The 17,534-nt window shown below is 41.9% G+C and carries 17 protein-coding genes; 10 read left to right on the forward strand and 7 right to left on the reverse strand.

Translation table 11 applies throughout. From position 1 onward, the window contains the following. The first annotated feature begins 88 nt into the window (after window positions 1-88). Window positions 89-2,800 (forward strand): glycosyl hydrolase family 18 protein, encoded by a 2,712-nt coding sequence (locus QQK21_RS19690; RefSeq protein ID WP_284193874.1) that lies wholly within the window; start codon window positions 89-91, stop codon window positions 2,798-2,800. Between the two features lie 99 nt (window positions 2,801-2,899). Here the strand turns inward: QQK21_RS19690 and QQK21_RS19695 are convergent, their stop codons facing one another. Continuing rightward, on the reverse strand, window positions 2,900-3,178 hold the full coding sequence (locus QQK21_RS19695) for a peptidylprolyl isomerase (protein ID WP_284193875.1): 279 nt from the start codon (window positions 3,176-3,178) through the stop codon (window positions 2,900-2,902). A 194-nt stretch (window positions 3,179-3,372) separates the two neighbouring features. On the opposite strand from QQK21_RS19695, the gene QQK21_RS19700 reads away from it, so the two are divergent. The 3 genes from QQK21_RS19700 (at window position 3,373) to QQK21_RS19710 (ending at window position 6,023) form a co-directional block, all read left to right on the forward strand. Further along, on the forward strand, window positions 3,373-4,308 hold the full coding sequence (locus tag QQK21_RS19700; protein ID WP_284193876.1) for a chemotaxis protein: 936 nt from the start codon (window positions 3,373-3,375) through the stop codon (window positions 4,306-4,308). Between the two features lie 138 nt (window positions 4,309-4,446). Further along, complete coding sequence (locus QQK21_RS19705; protein ID WP_284193877.1) at window positions 4,447-5,463, forward strand: GGDEF domain-containing protein; 1,017 nt, start codon at window positions 4,447-4,449, stop codon at window positions 5,461-5,463. 14 nt (window positions 5,464-5,477) lie between these two features. Beyond that, window positions 5,478-6,023, forward strand: a complete 546-nt coding sequence (locus QQK21_RS19710) for a hypothetical protein (protein ID WP_284193878.1) — start codon at window positions 5,478-5,480, stop codon at window positions 6,021-6,023. Between the two features lie 38 nt (window positions 6,024-6,061). On the opposite strand, the gene QQK21_RS19715 is transcribed toward QQK21_RS19710, so the two are convergent. Then, window positions 6,062-6,994 carry a DHH family phosphoesterase gene (locus tag QQK21_RS19715; RefSeq protein ID WP_284193879.1) on the reverse strand — a complete coding sequence of 311 codons (933 nt, stop codon included), beginning with the start codon at window positions 6,992-6,994 and terminating at the stop codon, window positions 6,062-6,064. Between the two features lie 287 nt (window positions 6,995-7,281). Here QQK21_RS19715 and QQK21_RS19720 point away from each other — a divergent pair, with 287 nt between their 5' ends. The 3 genes from QQK21_RS19720 to QQK21_RS19730 all read left to right on the forward strand — a co-directional run bounded on the left by QQK21_RS19720 (window position 7,282) and on the right by QQK21_RS19730 (window position 10,325). After that, complete coding sequence (locus QQK21_RS19720; RefSeq protein ID WP_284193880.1) at window positions 7,282-7,944, forward strand: hypothetical protein; 663 nt, start codon at window positions 7,282-7,284, stop codon at window positions 7,942-7,944. Window positions 7,945-8,125: 181 nt separating this feature from the next. Further along, complete coding sequence (locus QQK21_RS19725; RefSeq protein WP_284193881.1) at window positions 8,126-9,496, forward strand: L-serine ammonia-lyase; 1,371 nt, start codon at window positions 8,126-8,128, stop codon at window positions 9,494-9,496. Window positions 9,497-9,638: 142 nt separating this feature from the next. Then, window positions 9,639-10,325 carry a helix-turn-helix transcriptional regulator gene (locus tag QQK21_RS19730; protein WP_284193882.1) on the forward strand — a complete coding sequence of 229 codons (687 nt, stop codon included), beginning with the start codon at window positions 9,639-9,641 and terminating at the stop codon, window positions 10,323-10,325. On the opposite strand, the gene QQK21_RS19735 is transcribed toward QQK21_RS19730, so the two are convergent. Further along, window positions 10,322-10,543, reverse strand: coding sequence for a cold shock domain-containing protein (locus QQK21_RS19735; RefSeq protein WP_284193883.1), 222 nt, complete (start codon window positions 10,541-10,543; stop codon window positions 10,322-10,324). The two genes, QQK21_RS19730 and QQK21_RS19735, sit on opposite strands and share 4 nt — an antisense overlap. A gap of 69 nt (window positions 10,544-10,612) precedes the next feature. Then, window positions 10,613-11,287, reverse strand: coding sequence for a pyrimidine 5'-nucleotidase (yjjG, locus tag QQK21_RS19740; RefSeq protein ID WP_284193884.1), 675 nt, complete (start codon window positions 11,285-11,287; stop codon window positions 10,613-10,615). Window positions 11,288-11,384: 97 nt separating this feature from the next. On the opposite strand from yjjG, the gene QQK21_RS19745 reads away from it, so the two are divergent. Then, the gene (locus QQK21_RS19745) at window positions 11,385-12,308 is read left to right on the forward strand and encodes a LysR family transcriptional regulator (RefSeq protein WP_284193912.1); all 924 of its coding nucleotides are present in this window, start codon (window positions 11,385-11,387) and stop codon (window positions 12,306-12,308) included. 124 nt (window positions 12,309-12,432) lie between these two features. Further along, entirely contained in the window at window positions 12,433-13,083 is a 651-nt protein-coding gene (gene elbB / locus QQK21_RS19750) for an isoprenoid biosynthesis glyoxalase ElbB (RefSeq protein ID WP_284193885.1), read from the forward strand. An 86-nt stretch (window positions 13,084-13,169) separates the two neighbouring features. Here the strand turns inward: elbB and QQK21_RS19755 are convergent, their stop codons facing one another. Continuing rightward, window positions 13,170-13,655, reverse strand: coding sequence for a hypothetical protein (locus QQK21_RS19755; protein WP_284193886.1), 486 nt, complete (start codon window positions 13,653-13,655; stop codon window positions 13,170-13,172). Between the two features lie 240 nt (window positions 13,656-13,895). On the opposite strand from QQK21_RS19755, the gene QQK21_RS19760 reads away from it, so the two are divergent. Next, window positions 13,896-14,633, forward strand: coding sequence for a dienelactone hydrolase family protein (locus QQK21_RS19760; RefSeq protein ID WP_284193887.1), 738 nt, complete (start codon window positions 13,896-13,898; stop codon window positions 14,631-14,633). Between the two features lie 45 nt (window positions 14,634-14,678). Here QQK21_RS19760 and secF read toward each other — a convergent pair whose 3' ends face one another. Together secF and secD are read right to left on the reverse strand one after the other, a co-directional pair. Next, window positions 14,679-15,581: a protein translocase subunit SecF gene (gene secF / locus QQK21_RS19765; RefSeq protein WP_284193888.1), complete on the reverse strand. Its 903-nt coding sequence runs from the start codon at window positions 15,579-15,581 to the stop codon at window positions 14,679-14,681. Between the two features lie 2 nt (window positions 15,582-15,583). Further along, entirely contained in the window at window positions 15,584-17,422 is a 1,839-nt protein-coding gene (gene secD, locus QQK21_RS19770) for a protein translocase subunit SecD (protein ID WP_284193889.1), read from the reverse strand. Window positions 17,423-17,534 lie beyond the last annotated feature (112 nt).

Raw genomic sequence — 17,534 nt, forward strand, 5'->3', positions numbered from 1 at the left:
TGAATATAAAAGATAATTTTCAATCCGAAATATCGCTATGCGTTTATCTGTCACCAACTCATAAGATAGGTTTGAAAAGGAAGAAGTTATGGATACTCAATCTAAATGTCAGCGCAATTGGCGCAGGACTCAATTATCAACACTAATCGCTCTTGGTCTAGGTACCGCGTGCTTAACTGTACAAGCAGCACCGTCTAAGCCCCAACTAAGTTACGACATGACCAATGTGAAAAACCAGTCTTTTGTAGAAATAAATGGCGAGGCAGGTAGACAATCATACAAAAAGGCCGTGATCAGACGCGACAGTGTTTCATTCCCTGTAAAGTGGGATATCTGGTACAACAGTGGTACCCCAGCGACAAAGTGGCAAGTTAAACTAGGGGATAAAGTTGTCTTCACTGAAGCGATCAATGGACCTCAAAACCAAGCGTTCTCCGGTGCAACAGAAGTGCAAATTGATAAAGCAGGTCAATACGATATGACCGTCAATGTTTGCGATGCGAGTGGGGATTGCTCTTCTTCAGATGTGCATAAAATTACTGTGACTGACACAGATGGTGCAGGAATGGCTCCACTGACGATGAATGTTGATAGCAACAATCAGTCTTTCCCACCTCAACCTGACGGCACGGTTGTGGGTAGCTACTTTGTTGAGTGGAGTCAATATGACCGTAAGTTCAGCGTAGATAACATTCCAGCCGAAAACCTTACGCACATCATCTATGGTTTTATCCCTATGTGTGGCCCAAATGCTTCACTTACTGATAACGATGCTCAAACAGCACTAAAGCTAGCTTGTGGTGATTCTAAAGATTATGAAGTTGTTGTACACGATCAATGGGGAGCTTTCGGCTCAAGCTTGCCTGGTACCGCCAATTCCTCAATTAAAGGTACCTACGGTCAGATGATGGCTCTTAAGCAGCGTTATCCTGAACTTAAAATTTTGCCTTCTATCGGAGGATGGACGCTATCTGACCCATTCTACGGATTCACTAACAAAGCAAACCGCGACACTTTCGTCGCTTCTGTTAAAGAGTTTCTACTCACCTGGAAGTTCTATGATGGTGTCGATATTGACTGGGAATTTCCCGGCGGAGACGGCGCCAACACAGAGTTGGGTAATCCAGATCTGGATGGTCAAGCATACGTAGACCTAATGAAAGAACTGCGCAATATGCTGGATCAGTTATCCGCTGAGACTGGAAAGACTTATGAACTCACTTCTGCTATCGGAGCTGGTTGGGACAAAATTGAAGATGTTGATTATTCAGATGCTCAACAATACATGGATTACATCTTCGTCATGTCATACGACTTTTATGGTGCATGGAGTACTAATCTAGGCCATCAAGCCGCTCTTGAGTGTGGTTCTCATATTTCACAAGGACAATGTGATGGAACTGAAGATCCTGATGGAGGTCCAGAGTACACAACGCACAATGCAGCAACTCAATTACTTGAGCAAGGTGTTTCACCAAGCAAACTTGTTTTAGGCGCGGCCATGTATGGACGTGGTTGGAAAGGTGTCACCCGAGACAGCATGACCGACCCTCAAAATCCAATGACAGGTTCTGGTGTTATGTCAGGCGATGCTGTTGAAACAATTGACGGCAGTTGGGAAAAGGGTGTTATTGACTATAAGGATATTGTTACCGACTACTTGGGCCAACCAGGTGTAGAATACCACTACGACCAACAAGCTCAGGCTCCATACATTTACAAAGAGTCCACTGGTGAACTGATCACCTACGACAATGCACAATCTGTGGAAGCAAAAGCAGCTTATGCTCGTTCACATGGATTTGCAGGCTTGTTCTCATGGGAAATAGATGGGGACAATGGTGATATTCTAAACGCTATGCAAAATGGACTTCTTAATGGCGGAGAAGGTGTAAATCGCCCACCTGTAGCTGATGCCGGTGAAGATAAATTGGTAACTGAAGCTGGTGTGGTCAATTTGGATGGCTCACGATCTCATGATGCAGAGGGTGAAGTATCGTATCTTTGGGAACAAATCGCTGGGCCTACAATCGCAATTAACAATGCCAACAGTGCAGTAGCAACGATCACGATTGGAGATGATGGTTCAAATAATGTATACAGTTTCAAACTCACGGTAACTGATCAAGATGGTGTATCTGCATATGATACTATGAAGGTGACGACTCAGTTTACTACTGAGCCGGAAAATAGACCGCCTGAAGCAGTCATTACCGGCCCTGTAGAAGCTGATGCTGGTGAACGAGTCACTCTAGATGCTTCGGGTAGTTCAGATCCTGACGGTGATAGCCTAACTTACTCTTGGTCATCTGCCGATGTAACCCTCAATGCGAATGGAAGTTCAGCAAGCTTTATTGCGCCTGAGTTTACTCAAGATACCAATATCACTGTATCTGTAACCGTTTCAGACGGTTCAGCAACAGATACAAAAAGCCTTACTATCTTGGTTAAAGCGAAAGAAGATGGTGGGACAGGCGGATCATGCTCAACAACGGACCCAGAGGCTAGCAATGTTCCGGCTTGGGTGAGAGGTCAAGTCTATACAACCGAAACAGTCAGCCACAACGGCTTGGTGTATACAGCAAAATGGTGGAACACAGAAGAACCAACACCTACGGCTTCTGCTTGGAATTTAGACTCTGAAGTCGAACTTCCTTGGACATCTGCTGCGGTTTACAACGGTGGTGACCAAGTTGACCATAACGGTTCGCGCTGGGAAGCTAAATGGTGGACACAAGGTAATGAACCAAGTTCTTCATCAGATGTTTGGGTAAATGTTGGCGACGCGCATTGCCAATAAGATATAAAACCCTCTAAATTAAAAGCTCATCTCTAAATAGATGAGCTTTTTCATTTAATGAGATGATATACCTAACAATCTTTCTATTTAGTAACAAAGCTAAGTTCGATACAAAACCTTCACTACATGCCATCCAAACTTGGTTTTCACCAAATGCGGTACAAGCATCTCTCCCTGAAAGCAAATTTTGTCAAATTGTGGCACCATCTGACCTTTACGAAACTCACCTAAATCCCCACCCTTTTTTCCTGAAGGGCAGGTTGAATATTTCTTGGCGAGGGTTTGGAATTTTGCTCCCTTCTTAAGCTGCTTTATGATCTCTTCAGCTTGCTCTTTGTGCTTTACCAAAATGTGTAAAGCTGCGGCGGTATTTGCCATATGTTGCTCTCACTCACATCAGCAGAATGGGTAGCTGAGCATTGTAGCGAAATAGAGTGAAAACACCATAATAATTGGTTAAAATTCAACCAAAAAATCAATTTATCAGCTAATTGTTTCAAGTTGCATTGATATGACTTATAAATAAGCTACCATCTCCATAAATACACTATAGAACGCGAGTAATTCGAAACATGTCAAAGACCATCAGTAAAGCTAACCAATCACAAGGAATGTTGATGTTTACGCTGACGCAAAACCAGCAACTTTTCGCTATTGGAACCTTAAAAGTCAGAGAAATCGTACCGTATCAACCCACGACTCAAATTCCGTATTCACACCACCATGTTGTTGGTACCGTTACCATTCGTAATCACACCATTCCTGTCATCAATATGCCAGCTGCCATTGGTCTTCGTCCTATTCAACCAGAAGAATACTCTTCATGCTATTTGATTGTGACCGACTGTTTGAGAACCATTGTCGCTTTTATGGTCCGCTCAATTGAAAAAATTATAGAGTGTGACTGGAAAACTATCGAGTCCTCTCCCAAAGCGACAGGAAAGAATGTATTCGTTACTGGTATTACTCGATTCGAAGAAAAAATTGTCCAGATGTTAGATGTTGAGCTTCTACTCTCTAAAATTTACCCCCAATATGAATCCACTGCTGTACCTATGCTCACTGACATAGAAAGGGAAAAGTTGAAAGTATTGAAGATACTATTGGTAGATGACTCTGCCATTGCAAGAAAGCAACTTTCAGAAGCTTTAGACAGCATCAACATTGGTTATCAAATTTGTAACAATGGTATTGAAGCCCTTGCCTTGATGAAAGAAGAGGCAGCCAAAGGCCAACCTATTGAGCTTTTAGTTAGTGACATAGAAATGCCTGGACTCGATGGGTATGAACTCGCATTTGAAACTCAAAGTGATCACAGCCTTAGCAAGGCTTATATTATTTTACATACCTCACTATCGAGCGAAATTTGTGTCGATAGAGCACAACAAGTAGGAGCACATGAGGCGCTCGAAAAGTTTAATGCCAGTGATTTAATCAAAGCAATGCTGCGCGGGGCAGATAGGTTAGATAACAGCAACGAAGTCAAAAAACTTGAATTGCAGATATAGTTCCCTCACAAAAAAGTGAATGTCTAACATACTAATATAAAAGCAACATCAGATTTTCTATCTATTAACTTGAGCAACGCGTGCTGAGATCCGCTAATCTTATTCTATTGGATAGGTAAAGAAGAATACTGGACAAAGATGCTAGACGACGATTTCAAAAAATCGACCGCTAACCTTAAAAAAGCTGTCCCACTTATGATGCAAAACCATGTTGCCGCAACGCCTGCGAATTACGCCTTGTGGTACACATATGTGGACAACGCTATCCCAGAAATGAATCAAGAATTGGAATCCATCATAGGTAACTATGGCTTGTGTCCCCCAGCCGCAGGGAAATGGCTTTACGATAACTATGTAGCAAGCCGTTCAGAAACGGATATGAAAGAGCTAAAGGCCAATGTTGAAGTGTTGGTCAATCAAGTCGCCTCGTCTATGACAGACACACTATCTGACACCTCTCACTTTTCGAAAGTAATAGACCAAGGTTTTGAAAATCTTGAAAAATTCGAAGACCAAGCCATGTCTATCGAGGATGTTACCAAAGTGGTTCGCCAGCTCATATCTGAATCAAAGGAAATCAGAAGTTCAACTAACTTTTTAAATTCTCAACTCGAAACAGCATCAAGCGAGATTCAAAGACTAAAAACTAAACTCGCCGAAGCTCAGCAAGATGCACTATTTGACGGTCTCACTAGCCTTTACAATCGGCGTTCATTCGACAATGATATTAGTGCCTTGTGTGAGGCTGAACAGCCTATGTGCCTTATATTGGCGGACGTTGATCATTTTAAAAGTTTAAATGACAATTATGGGCATTTATTCGGTGATGCTGTACTGAAAGGGATCGCAAAACGTTTCCAGATTAGCGGTAGAGATGGTATCCATGCCTACCGATTTGGCGGTGAAGAATTTGCCTTAATCGTCCCCAACAAGCAGCTGAGAATCGCCCGCCAGTTTGCAGATAGTTTGCGCCGATCAATAGAAAAATTGTCTGTAAAAGACAGACGATCCGGAGAGTCGGTTGGTAGTATAACAGCGTCTTTTGGGGTGGCAGAACTTCAACCCGGTGAGAAGCCAGAATCGCTGATTGAAAGAGTCGACAAACTTCTCTACGAAGCGAAACAGCTCGGACGTAACCGTGTAATGCCAATATAGGGTCAAAAACAACCTTGTCTCAAACACCGAGTTCCGATGAACCAATAAAAGGTTGGAAATCCAAGAGGCTTCATAAAGTTACTGCGGGAATCAAAAACTCAATACTGGATCAGCCAGAGTTGAACAATATTCACCTGAAGGAAATAGTGAGCTCCAAATTCAACCAAAAAGCGGATTCTTTTGTCAAAAACTCCAGTTCACACATAGATAAAGATTTCGGCAAATCCAAACGCCATAAACTTGGCTATGCCATTACAGCGGGCTCTATTGCAGTATTGAGGGAGCGAGCGCCAGGTGCAATTCAACGTGTAAGCCCAGTTAATACAATCTGTGATCTTGGTGTTGCTGTGACTGATATTCCAGACGCCATTACCACCGTTAAGGACACTGTAACATTGGCTAAATTGAATGATGCATTTACTCACTCTTTTGGTGACCAAGTGGACGGCATAGCAAACACGTTAAGCGCCACGACCAAAGCCGTTAGCGATGCGACAAGTGATGTCACATTTGAAAAGTTTTCAACAGCATTTAAAAACTTTTTTTGGGGCAATCAGTAACCGTAAGCGACGATATAAAATCCAATAACGTCTTACTTTCAGCCATCAGAGGTAATAGCATCGATAAGTTCTTTGAGCACCTGATCTGCTTGATCATTTTCGATCTGGCAGGTGCCTGCTGCTTTATGCCCACCTCCTCCATATTTCAACATTAACTCACCAACATTTGTCTTGGAACTTCTATCAAAAATTGACTTTCCGGTGGCAAACACCGTGTTTTGCTTCTGAAATCCCCACAATTTATGAATCGAGATATTACATTGTGGATACAAGGCGTAAATCATAAAACGGTTTCCAGCATAAATTGTATCTTCTCCAGTCAGATCCAACACAACGAGATTTTTGTGTACCGTCGCACACCGCTGTATTTGCTGCTTAAATAAGTTTTCGTGCTCCTTGTAAAGCTCGATACGTTCAGAAACATCTGGATGCTCCAGTATTTCTTCAATACTGTGCGTGGTGCAGTAGTCGATCAAATCCATCATCAAATTGTAATTTGAAATCCTAAAATCTCTAAAGCGTCCTAGGCCAGTTCTAGCATCCATGAGAAAGTTAAGTAAATTCCATCCTGTTGAGTCCAAAACTTCATCTCGAGTAAACTGAGCTGAATCCCCTTTATCAACAGCTTCCATCATACCTAACCAAGCTTGAGGAAAGACTTTTTCACCACCATAATGCTCCCACACTACCCTAGCGGCAGACGGGGCATTAGGATCAATAATATGATTGGGCCGCTCTCCTGGATTGCGTATGGTCTCAGATAAATGATGGTCGAAAACAAGATGAGCATGCTTTACGTATGGCAAATTAGTCACTATATCAAGTGAAGTTATGTCAACCAAACCATCTTGCATGTCTTTGGGGTGAACAAATTTTATATCGTCAATCAGACCAAGTTGCTTAAGCAGAACGGCACAAACCAAACCGTCAAAATCGCTACGCGTGACCAAACGATGTTTCTTTTCCGACATCTGTAAATCCTTACTTTCAACTGTCCCACCCAACGAACAAGCAGTACCAGTATTAACTTTGACCAATAGGTAGATTTTATAGCCCTACCTTTAGTTTAGACACCTTCGATCGTTTAACAAACTTACGCCTGTTTTTTCCTCTCTCAAGTCGAACTATAGCTTCAAATAACAGCAACTCACGCAATTGAACAGTGTTTTATTTATGGCAGTATTATGACAATTGACAAAAAAACAACAATAAAATGCTAATTGAATCACAATTAAACGATATGTAACTGGTTGTAATTATGAAACGCGAACACCCTATTTTTGATGAACGACGGCTTACGTCACAAGATGGTATTCTAGATAAGTCTAAGAAAGTTATTTATAAATCTTCTCTTGATGCATTGGTCATATTGGCCATTTGTATATTGGTTAACCTAGCGATTCGTATCGATTTTTCTGTATTCAAAGACGGCGTAGGTGAAGCTTCTTTCACTGAATCTCTTCAATTACTGATGTTAATCGTTTCAACCAGCTCCTTTTACTTAATCATTCGAGAGCGTCAAGACCTTATCCACGCCGCCGTATTAATTTTTGGATTCCTGGTTGTAGTGACGATAAGAGAAATGGATGCTTGGTTTGATCTAATCTTTCATGGCGCATGGGTGCTTCCAGCAGCTTTGGTTACCATAGTCTCAACCGTATACGCACTTCGTGGAGGTAAAGACTCCGTGAATCAAATGGCAACAATTCTCGATATTCGACATATGAATACCATGATTGGTGGTATTGTGCTACTCGTGGTGTTTTCACGTTTATACGGCATGGGAAGTTTTTGGCATAGCGTTATGCAAGAACATTATGTTCGAGAGGTAAAGAACGTCTCTGAAGAATCAATGGAGCTGTTGTGCTACTGCCTTATCGCACTTGGAGCAGTAAAAACCCGCCTTAGTCTAAAACACTAGTATGTTTAAAACGAGGGGACCTAGAGTCCCCCTCGCCTTTTTGCTTCTCAATTCTTGCTCACTGTTTTCATAATTCCTGTACAAATACACTGTTTATCGATAGTGTCAGCAAAGTTATCAAGTTGTTAACTATATTTAACGAGAGTCTGAATAGAAGACCACTTAAACAGGAAGTAAGTTTATGCTATCGATTTTTGATATCTTTAAAATCGGTGTTGGCCCGTCAAGCTCCCATACTAATGGGCCCATGGTAGCTGGCCATCATTTTACTCATCTGCTCAGCGAATCCATATCCAAAGTAGCAAGGATCCAGATAGATTTGTATGGCTCATTATCTTTAACAGGTAAAGGCCATCATACCGATCGCGCTATCATACTTGGCTTGATGGGTAATAGGCCAGATACAATCAAAATGACCAGTGCAAAACAAGCCCTCCAACATACTTTAGATTCAGGCTCACTGCTGTTAGCGAATCAACTCGACCTAAAGTTTGATTACTCAAGAGACATTATTTTTCATACCACCAATCTCCCACTGCATGAGAACGGTATGACATTAACCGCTTATGACACCTCTGGAACTCAGCTAATAATGGAAACCTATTATTCCATAGGGGGAGGCTTTATCCTCACCGCAGATGAACTAGAAAACGGCAGTTCCGATAACCAAGTAGAGGTCCCATTTCCGTTCACCTCTGCTGATGAGATGCTTGAGATGGCAGAGAAAAGTGGCCTGAGTTTAGGCGGTATGATCCTTCAAAATGAAGTTTGCTTTTTCGATACTAAAGAGATTGATCAAAAAGCAGATAAAATATGGAAAGTCATGTCCTTGTGTATGCAAAGAGGTTTCGAAACCGAGGGAATACTAGAGGGGGGCCTCAATGTCACTCGCAGAGCACCAAACTTACTGAAAAAGCTTGAGGCTAACGAAGTCGTTGAAAATGATCCAATGGAAGTGATGGACTGGATCAACTTATTCGCATTTGCAGTCAGCGAAGAAAATGCTGCGGGTGGACAGGTCGTTACCTCTCCAACCAATGGAGCGGCTGGGGTAATTCCCGCGGTGCTGATGTACTACCACCGTTTTGTTAAATCTCTTAACCTCAAACAAATTAAAGATTTTTTAGCCGTCGCAGGAGCAATAGGTATTCTATATAAAACCAATGCTTCTATTTCTGGTGCTGAAGTCGGTTGCCAAGGGGAAATTGGTGTATCTTCCTCCATGGCGGCAGCTGGGCTTACTGCATTACGCGGCGGAAGCAACGAGCAAATCTGTATAGCAGCAGAGATTGCAATGGAGCATTCGTTGGGTATGACATGTGATCCAATCGGAGGATTAGTACAAGTCCCTTGCATAGAGCGCAATGCAATGGGGGCAATGAAAGCCATTAATGCCTCTAGAATGGCGTTAAAAAGAACGAGCAAGTGCCTAATATCTTTAGACAAAGTGATCGCCACCATGTATCAGACAGGCAAAGATATGAATAAGAAATATCGTGAAACATCACTGGGTGGATTGGCCGTGATTCATATGGCTCCGCCGTGTGAGTAAGTACTTGTGTTGTCAAACAATACATAATACTTTACACCAATAGATAAAGGTCTTATTTACATTGTAAGGCCTCGTAAAGATAATCCACTCACCAATATTAACGACGTTTAACCGCATATCATCTAGCGTAAAGAGAAACTTGATGAACAAACCCGAGAGGCTGTTAGAACTCATAACGTTGCTACGTTCAAAACGTTATGCGATTACAGCTGGTGACTTGGCCCAAACTTTGAATGTCAGCGAACGAACTGTATACAGGGATATCCAGTCCCTAATAAACACAGGTGTGCCTATTCACTCGGAAGCCGGTGTAGGGTATGTACTTAGCGCAGGCTCTCACCTACCTCCATTAATGTTTACGGAACAAGAGATGCTAGCACTGGAGCTGGGTATGCAGATGGTGAAAAGTTTATCTGATAACCAACTGTCTCAAGCAGCAGTGACGGCTTCAACCAAAATTTTGTCGGTCCTTCCTGACAAGTTGAAACAGCAGATAGAGAACTTCCCTATACGTGTACCTAATGTACACAATGACGCGAACATATCGTCATTGAGTGAAACGCTACGATATGCCATCAAAGCTCAGTTTAAGACCCAGTTTTGCTATCTTGATCGGAACCTACTCAAATCTAAGCGTATTGTGCAACCACTCGGTCTTGTATTTTGGGGACATGCATGGACATTGGTCGCTTGGTGTGAAATAAGAGAGGATTACCGCCAGTTCAGGCTCGATAGAATCAGTGGGCTGGATGTCTTGAAAACAAGTTTTCAAATCGAGGAAGATAAAAGTTTGGAGCATTATGTAAGTATCAATGCTCCAAAGCACTAGTTGTTAAATTTCATCAGCACAGGACTGATATTCATGGCCATTTTACACCCACTCATATCCCTTACGACATCAAACTCAACCTGTTCCGATACGTATGGAGGGCCTTCTTCAGTACTCATGTCTCTTACATGAAAGAAAACCTTCTGGATAGGTAGATTCTTAGTTGAGATCAGCCCATACCCATGCTTTGCGTCCCACTTTATGATTACGCCTGTCATCCTGCTTCACCATATTAAACCAACTGCATATATTGTAATCAAGATTATAGACACAAACCCAAAAGAATGTTAACTCGTCAGAAGCTTTTTGAGTTCAAACAGTGAAGTTACCGTATAAGTGGGTTCAATCCCAGCTTCTTTTGTCTCATTATTCCTATTTAGCCAACATGTTTCTATACCACAATTCATGCCACCCAAAATGTCAGAATGTAATGTATCTCCCACCATCAAAACCTTACTCTTACATGGGTTTTCCATTTTCTCTAGAGCATAGTTAAAAATTTTGCTGTCAGGTTTTGCCACACCAACCTGCTCTGAAATAATAACTTGATCAAAGAACTCTCTCATGCCTGTGCGCTCAAGGCGAACAGCCTGTAGTTCTGTAAAGCCGTTGGTAATAATTCCTAGCTTTGCTCTGCCAAACAAAACCCTGATTAGCTCTTTGGCTCCTGGAAGTAAAGTACAAATATCGGCCATAGCATTTAAAAATGCGCTGTTCAGTTCTATTGTTGTCTTACCTAGCTTTTCAGACCATTGGAAAAAACGAGAATGTTTTAGCTCTTGCGCATCAATACTCCCATTTTGATATGCCACCCAAAGTGGCTTATTAACCTCTTGATACTCTGTGTAGTCTTTATATGTAAAATCGACCCCAAAACGAGAAAACATAAGCTGCATTCCCTTGAAAGCATCAAAATGGAATAAGGTCTCATCGGCATCAAATAGAACCCAATCGTACTTCATTTATCTCTCCTGTGTTATCCGAGAAGCATTGTAGATTGTTTTCATATGGATGATAATACACTTACTAAGAAACTCTTTGTTTACTTTTACTCAACTTATGCAGTCATATACATCGATACCTATTTTTGTTGCGGTTGTAGAAAATGGCAGTTTTTCAGCCGCCGCGCAAAAATTGCTTATTACTAAGTCAGCCGTGAGCAAACGCATACATCTGTTGGAAGAAGAACTGGGTTGTCGTCTGCTCAACCGAACTACGCGAAGGCTCAGCCTTACTGAAGCGGGCAAACAATATTACGAATATGCCTCTCAATCTCTCACTCTTGCTCAGCAAGGCATTGATTTAGTAACCGAGCTACAAGGTAAACCACGGGGACGATTAAAAATTACCGCTCCAATGTCATTTGGTGGTAATCATATTGCCCCACTACTTTCTGAGTTTTTGAGCTACTACCCAGATATACAAGTTGATTTGCACCTAGAAGACAAAATGGTAGATTTAGTTGATGAAGGCTTTGACTTAGGGGTAAGGATCGGCCACCTGCCAGTTTCAAACTTGATTGCTAAGCGTCTCACCACATGCCGGAGTATATTATGTGCGTCCAACGATTACATTCAACGGTACGGAGAACCAGAGGCACCCAAAGATCTACGTCACCACAATTGCTTACGCTATACCTATTACAGAGGTGGTCATCACTGGGAATTTGAAAATGCAACAGGTCAATTTAATGTGGCTCCACAGGGCAACCTCGCGATTAATAACAGCGAAGCGATACGTAAAGCGCTACTCGCAGGGGTTGGTATCGCGCAAATGCCAACATTTCTGATATCTAAAGACATAAAATTGGGCCAACTACAGCCTATCATGACTCAATATACCTTACCTGTACATGCTATCTATGCTGTGTTTCCCGACAAAAGACATCTACCACTCAAAGTTCGAACTTTTATTGACTTTCTATCTCAACAATTCGCACCGGATATGCCTTATTGGGATAAAGCAATATTTGGTAAGCAATAAAAACCACATTTTAAGTAAAATAGTTGTTAAAAACTATCAATGACCTCTTTTACAAATGCCAATAAGTCAGAAATAATGTACTCTGATTGTCGTGTATACCCAAGGAAATATTTAGGAGACAATAATGAAGAAAATTGCGGTAATCCTTAGCGGTTCAGGTGTTTACGATGGTGCTGAAATTCACGAGTCAGTGTTAGCTTTGCACGCGATAGAAAAGCAAGGAGCAAGTTGGCACTGTTTTGCTCCAAATATCGAGCAATTACATGTCATAAATCATATTACTGGCGAAGAAATGCCAGAAAAGCGCAATGTTTTAACTGAAGCCGCTCGAATTGCAAGAGGTAATATTGAGGACGTAGCGAATCTCAAAGCTGACGACTTTGACGCCCTACTTGTTCCAGGTGGTTTCGGCGCAGCAAAAAATCTTACCGACTTTGCCGTAAAAGGTGCCGAATGCAGTATCAATACCCATGTAAAATCGGCATGTCAAGATTTCGCACAAGCCCAAAAGCCAGCTGGGTACTTATGCATAGCTCCGACCATTATTCCTATGATCTACGATACTGGCGCTAAGGCGACAATAGGTAACGATGAAGGCACTGCTGCTGCTTATGTTGCATTAGGTGGTGAACACGTTAACTGTGCTGTTGATGAGTTTGTTTTTGACGAGAAACATAACGTATTGTCTACGCCAGCCTATATGTTAGCATCAAACATATCACAAGCTGCCAGCGGTATAGATAAACTGGTTGAGAAATTGGTTGAACTAGCATAAATCAATAGCTGGCAGTGTTTTATAATACCAATAAACACCTGCCAGTTAGACCCAAGTCCGTACACCTTGGTAACGGACTCACTTCTTTAGTATGACCGGGTTAAAAGGCCCAAAATCGATTCACTGGTTTCACCGAAGTAAAGGATCACCGACTTTGTTTCTCCCTGAGCAAAACTTCCGTCTTGCTCGATACGTGATGGAGAAACGTATTGATCATTACCAAAGTAGGCTTTGATTTGACTTGGTTTCAGAGAAACACCACCGCCAGAATTATTTGTTATTGTCGCCTGAACCATGCGTTTTCCACCTTGGCTACTATAAATGTCATACGACTCCAAACTGAAATAGCTGTACGCTGGCTTATCATTTCGACTTTTAGGCTCGGGAACGTATTGCGAACCATCCATAGTTCGCACATAGTGCATGCTATCTTGAGTTTTTTGCTGAGATTCTTGAATCCCCTGAAGACTGTCCTCGATATTATTCAGATACTGCTTTTTATCATTCAGAGCAGCAACACTCGAAAAAGAGCTTAGTAATATTAATAAAGAGCATAGAGTTCGAGCTAACATTCATTTCTCCTAAGGCAATAATCATAGGTGGCTGACAAGGCTATCAGCTACATTAAGGTTGTCTATAACGCTTATATTAATGCAGAGTTAAGTTGAAATATGTCAGAATTGTACAAAATCAATAAAATAATTACGCATACTATCAGTGTGATGCAACGCTTATTACGCTATGTATAGGCTATTTAATAGCCCATCACTTAACCATTACGACTACACTTCATTGATTATATGGAGGTGGTTATGAAAAAACGTCTATCGGTATTAGCAATGCTCTTGTTATTCAGCAAAATCACTACTGCAGGTGAAGACAAAATTTACAATGTAAATGGTCAAGATTACGAAGGTTTTTGGGCTAAAGCCAAAGACGATGCTCCCCTAGTGCTCCTCATTCACGACTGGGATGGGCTAACTGAGTATGAAAAAAAACGAGCCCAGATGCTCAATGGCCTAGGCTATAACGTATTTGCTGCAGACTTGTTTGGTAAAGGGGTCCGCCCAACTGAAGTGAAAGACAAAAAGCAGCACACTGGTGAACTTTATAAAGATCGAGACAAGCTTAGAGCATTGATCCAGGGCAGCTTAAAATACGCGGCATCTCTTGGTTCCAATACAGATAATGTGGTGATCATGGGATACTGCTTTGGTGGCGCAGCTACGCTAGAAGCGGCTCGCTCAGGCATGAAAGCTAAAGGCTTCGTTACTTTCCACGGTGGTTTAAAAACACCAGAAGGTCAGTCGTATAAAGAGGTATCCGCACCAATACTGGTGCTACATGGTACGGCAGACAGTGCCATTACCATGGACCAATTTGCTGCGCTAGCAAATGAGTTAGAGGCTCAAAATATTGATCATGAAATGATCACGTACAGCGGGGCACCGCATGCCTTTACAGTGTTTGATAGCGATCGATATAGAGAAGAAGCTGACAAGAAATCATGGAAGCGTTTTGAAGAGTTTCTCGCTTCTACTACCCAGTAATAACCAGATGCCCCATGTTTTTGTTCATGGGGCTTTAACACCTAACTAAGGTGCAGAATCAACTTCTGAAGGAAGGTAATGTTTAGGTTCAAGCTTTAGCCATTCAGGTAAAACAGTACCAATAGAAATGGAAGACCAAGTACCCGAGAGAATACCGATAAACATGGCAATTGCAAAACCCTCAAGTGCATTCCCGCCCATGATCCACAAAGCAGCGACAGTGAGTAATGTCGTGCCCGATGTCACCATAGTTCTGGAAAAGGTTGCGATAACAGCTTGATCGTTAATCTCTTCAATGGGAGTCGACTGCTTGGCTACCAATAACTCGCGAATGCGATCAGCAATAATAATTGAGTCATTAAGTGAATATCCGAGAATCGCCAAAATCGCTGCGAATACGGTTAAATTGAATTCCATCTGTGTGATAGCGAAAAAGCCCAAGACTAAAACTACATCATGAATAAGTGCCAGTAAAGAACCACTTGCGAGTCTCCACTCAAAGCGAAAACACAAATATCCTAAAATACACATCATTGAAATCAGCAAAGCCAAACCACCTTGATCAACCAGATCCTGACCAACTTGTGACCCAACCATACTATTACTAATCACATCGACCTTATGTGAAATATTGGCCAATATAGATGAAATATCAGGAGATTGAGCACCTTCCTCTGGAACTGGATAACGAATGATCCAACGGCCCTCTTGATCGGAGTGTGTCACCGACGTGAATTCTCCCAAACTGGGTTTAAGCACTTCAATCAAGTCGTTGTTGTTTAGCGTTTTATCTACCTGAACTTCTGTAACCATGCCCCCGGTAAAATCGAGCCCCATATTGAGACCTTTAGCAGCGAATGCCACCAGTGAAATAACCATCAAAGCGATAGATACCATGCCCGTGATATAACGAATTTGACGGATATTGTTTGTTAAATATTGAACCATGATTACACCCTTACATCTCTACGGCCATCACGACCCCATACTAAATTTATGATCGCTCTTGAGGCAAAAATTCCGCTAAACATACTCGTCAACAAGCCTAAACCTAGTGTCAAAGCAAAGCCTTGAATTGGTCCATTACCAATGGAATAAAGGACCACTGCGGTGATCATTGTAGTAATATTCGCATCAAGAATTGTACTTAGAGCGCTGCCAAAACCTTGGTCAATCGACTGCGCAAAAGTTCGACCTTCCGCCATCTTGTCTTTTATCCTTTCAAAGATCAGTACATTGGTATCTACTGCCATACCTACGGTCAGCACGAGTCCAGCAATTCCTGGTAAGGTTAGCACGGCGCCAGGAAGCAGGGCGATCAGTCCAAGTAGGCTCACCATGTTGATCACTAGTGCTACATTCGCAACCCATCCAAGTCGGCGATACCATAAGGCCATAAACGTCAGGGTCATCACCATACCTAGTGCCAGTGCAGCAAAACCATTTTCAATATTTTCTGCACCTAATGAAGCGCCAATAGTCCGTTCTTCAACGATAGTTACAGGCGCGGTCAACGAACCCGCTCGTAGTAACAATGCTAAATTTTGCGCCTCATCTAAAGAACCAGCGCCTGTAATCCTAAATTGACTTCCAAGTTGAGACTGGATTGTAGCGACACTGATGACTTTTTCGCTCCGCTCAGTTTCTCCACTAGCATTGGGTGTATACTCACGGTAGACAGTTGCCATGGGTTTGCCGATGTGTTGAGCCGAAAAATCACTCATTATCTTGCCGCCAGCATGATCAAGTGAGATATTCACTTCAGAGAAGCCCATTTTATCCATTCCAGCACGTGCATTGACAATATGCTCACCCGTCAAAACAGGACGTTTTGATAATATAACATCGCGTCCACTATTATCTTTCAGTACAATATCGCCATAAGAGGTAATATCAGTCGAAGCTTTCGCCTCATGAAATGCAAGTGTTGCCGTCGCACCAATCACTTTTTTGGCCTGTGATGGGTCTTGAACTCCAGGTAATTCAATACGAATACTATGTTCACCTTGGCGCTGAACCATCGCTTCTGTGATGCCCAACTCTTCAATACGGTCACGCATAATCTTTAAGTTCTGTTTTATGGTTACCGTTTGAAAATCTGACTTATTCTCTACCGTTGGTTTGACAGCTAGATAGCCAGAATGGCGTTTAATTTCCCAACCTGGATAGTTCTGACGAATATAATTTGCCGACTTAGTCAATGCTTCTCCAGAGCTGCTCTTCAGATCAAACCCATCCACACCTACTTGGACTAATTTCACTCCACGTAAATGTTCTTGACGCAGCATATCTCTAATTTCATCAACGATCGTATTACGCTGCTCTTCAAAAGCTTTGTCTACATCAACATTAAGCAAGAACTGTACACCACCCCGTAAATCAAGACCTAACTTGATAGGGTTGAAACCCATATTGCTCAACCATTTAGGCGCAACAGAAACATAGGAAAAAGTAATGCTATCTTGTTTACTCAGTAAAGTATTGAGTAATTCTCTGGCGTGTGTTTGATCGGTTTCATTATCGAAAACGATAGTCGTTGAGCTTTGCTCCTTACGGACTTCTTTAGCATGAATATTGTTCTGCTCAAGAAATCGATTCAACTCTATCGGGTTATCAATTGCTTTATTATTTTGTGACGTTGTCACCTGTATTGATGGTAACTCTCCATACCATGTTGGTATAGCGCTTAACGTTAAGATAATGACTGTTACAATCAGAACAGCATATTTCCATCCAGAGTATCGATTTATCACTCTAGATTGTTTTTTCTTTGAGAAATTATTCGTCATATTGTTATCTTAAATAGTTTTACATAGCCAAAGCTGGGGCACAGCAGAAATAAAGTTGCAAGTTCTGTATGAATCTCTCGCGATATATCGTCAAAACTATCACTAAATCGCA

This window comes from Vibrio zhanjiangensis, assembly GCF_030161235.1.
Taxonomy (GTDB): domain Bacteria; phylum Pseudomonadota; class Gammaproteobacteria; order Enterobacterales; family Vibrionaceae; genus Vibrio; species Vibrio zhanjiangensis.

What these genes read in the sequence shown, in the direction of transcription:
- QQK21_RS19690 (WP_284193874.1), top strand. Translation starts at nt 89, where the DNA reads ATGGATACTCAATCTAAATGTCAGCGCAATTGGCGCAGGACTCAATTA.
- QQK21_RS19695 (WP_284193875.1), bottom strand. Translation starts at nt 3,178, where the DNA reads ATGGCAAATACCGCCGCAGCTTTACACATTTTGGTAAAGCACAAAGAG.
- QQK21_RS19700 (WP_284193876.1), top strand. Translation starts at nt 3,373, where the DNA reads ATGTCAAAGACCATCAGTAAAGCTAACCAATCACAAGGAATGTTGATG.
- QQK21_RS19705 (WP_284193877.1), top strand. Translation starts at nt 4,447, where the DNA reads ATGCTAGACGACGATTTCAAAAAATCGACCGCTAACCTTAAAAAAGCT.
- QQK21_RS19715 (WP_284193879.1), bottom strand. Translation starts at nt 6,994, where the DNA reads ATGTCGGAAAAGAAACATCGTTTGGTCACGCGTAGCGATTTTGACGGT.
- QQK21_RS19720 (WP_284193880.1), top strand. Translation starts at nt 7,282, where the DNA reads ATGAAACGCGAACACCCTATTTTTGATGAACGACGGCTTACGTCACAA.
- QQK21_RS19725 (WP_284193881.1), top strand. Translation starts at nt 8,126, where the DNA reads ATGCTATCGATTTTTGATATCTTTAAAATCGGTGTTGGCCCGTCAAGC.
- QQK21_RS19730 (WP_284193882.1), top strand. Translation starts at nt 9,639, where the DNA reads ATGAACAAACCCGAGAGGCTGTTAGAACTCATAACGTTGCTACGTTCA.
- QQK21_RS19735 (WP_284193883.1), bottom strand. Translation starts at nt 10,543, where the DNA reads ATGACAGGCGTAATCATAAAGTGGGACGCAAAGCATGGGTATGGGCTG.
- yjjG (WP_284193884.1), bottom strand. Translation starts at nt 11,287, where the DNA reads ATGAAGTACGATTGGGTTCTATTTGATGCCGATGAGACCTTATTCCAT.
- QQK21_RS19745 (WP_284193912.1), top strand. Translation starts at nt 11,385, where the DNA reads ATGCAGTCATATACATCGATACCTATTTTTGTTGCGGTTGTAGAAAAT.
- elbB (WP_284193885.1), top strand. Translation starts at nt 12,433, where the DNA reads ATGAAGAAAATTGCGGTAATCCTTAGCGGTTCAGGTGTTTACGATGGT.
- QQK21_RS19755 (WP_284193886.1), bottom strand. Translation starts at nt 13,655, where the DNA reads ATGTTAGCTCGAACTCTATGCTCTTTATTAATATTACTAAGCTCTTTT.
- QQK21_RS19760 (WP_284193887.1), top strand. Translation starts at nt 13,896, where the DNA reads ATGAAAAAACGTCTATCGGTATTAGCAATGCTCTTGTTATTCAGCAAA.
- secF (WP_284193888.1), bottom strand. Translation starts at nt 15,581, where the DNA reads ATGGTTCAATATTTAACAAACAATATCCGTCAAATTCGTTATATCACG.
- secD (WP_284193889.1), bottom strand. Translation starts at nt 17,422, where the DNA reads ATGACGAATAATTTCTCAAAGAAAAAACAATCTAGAGTGATAAATCGA.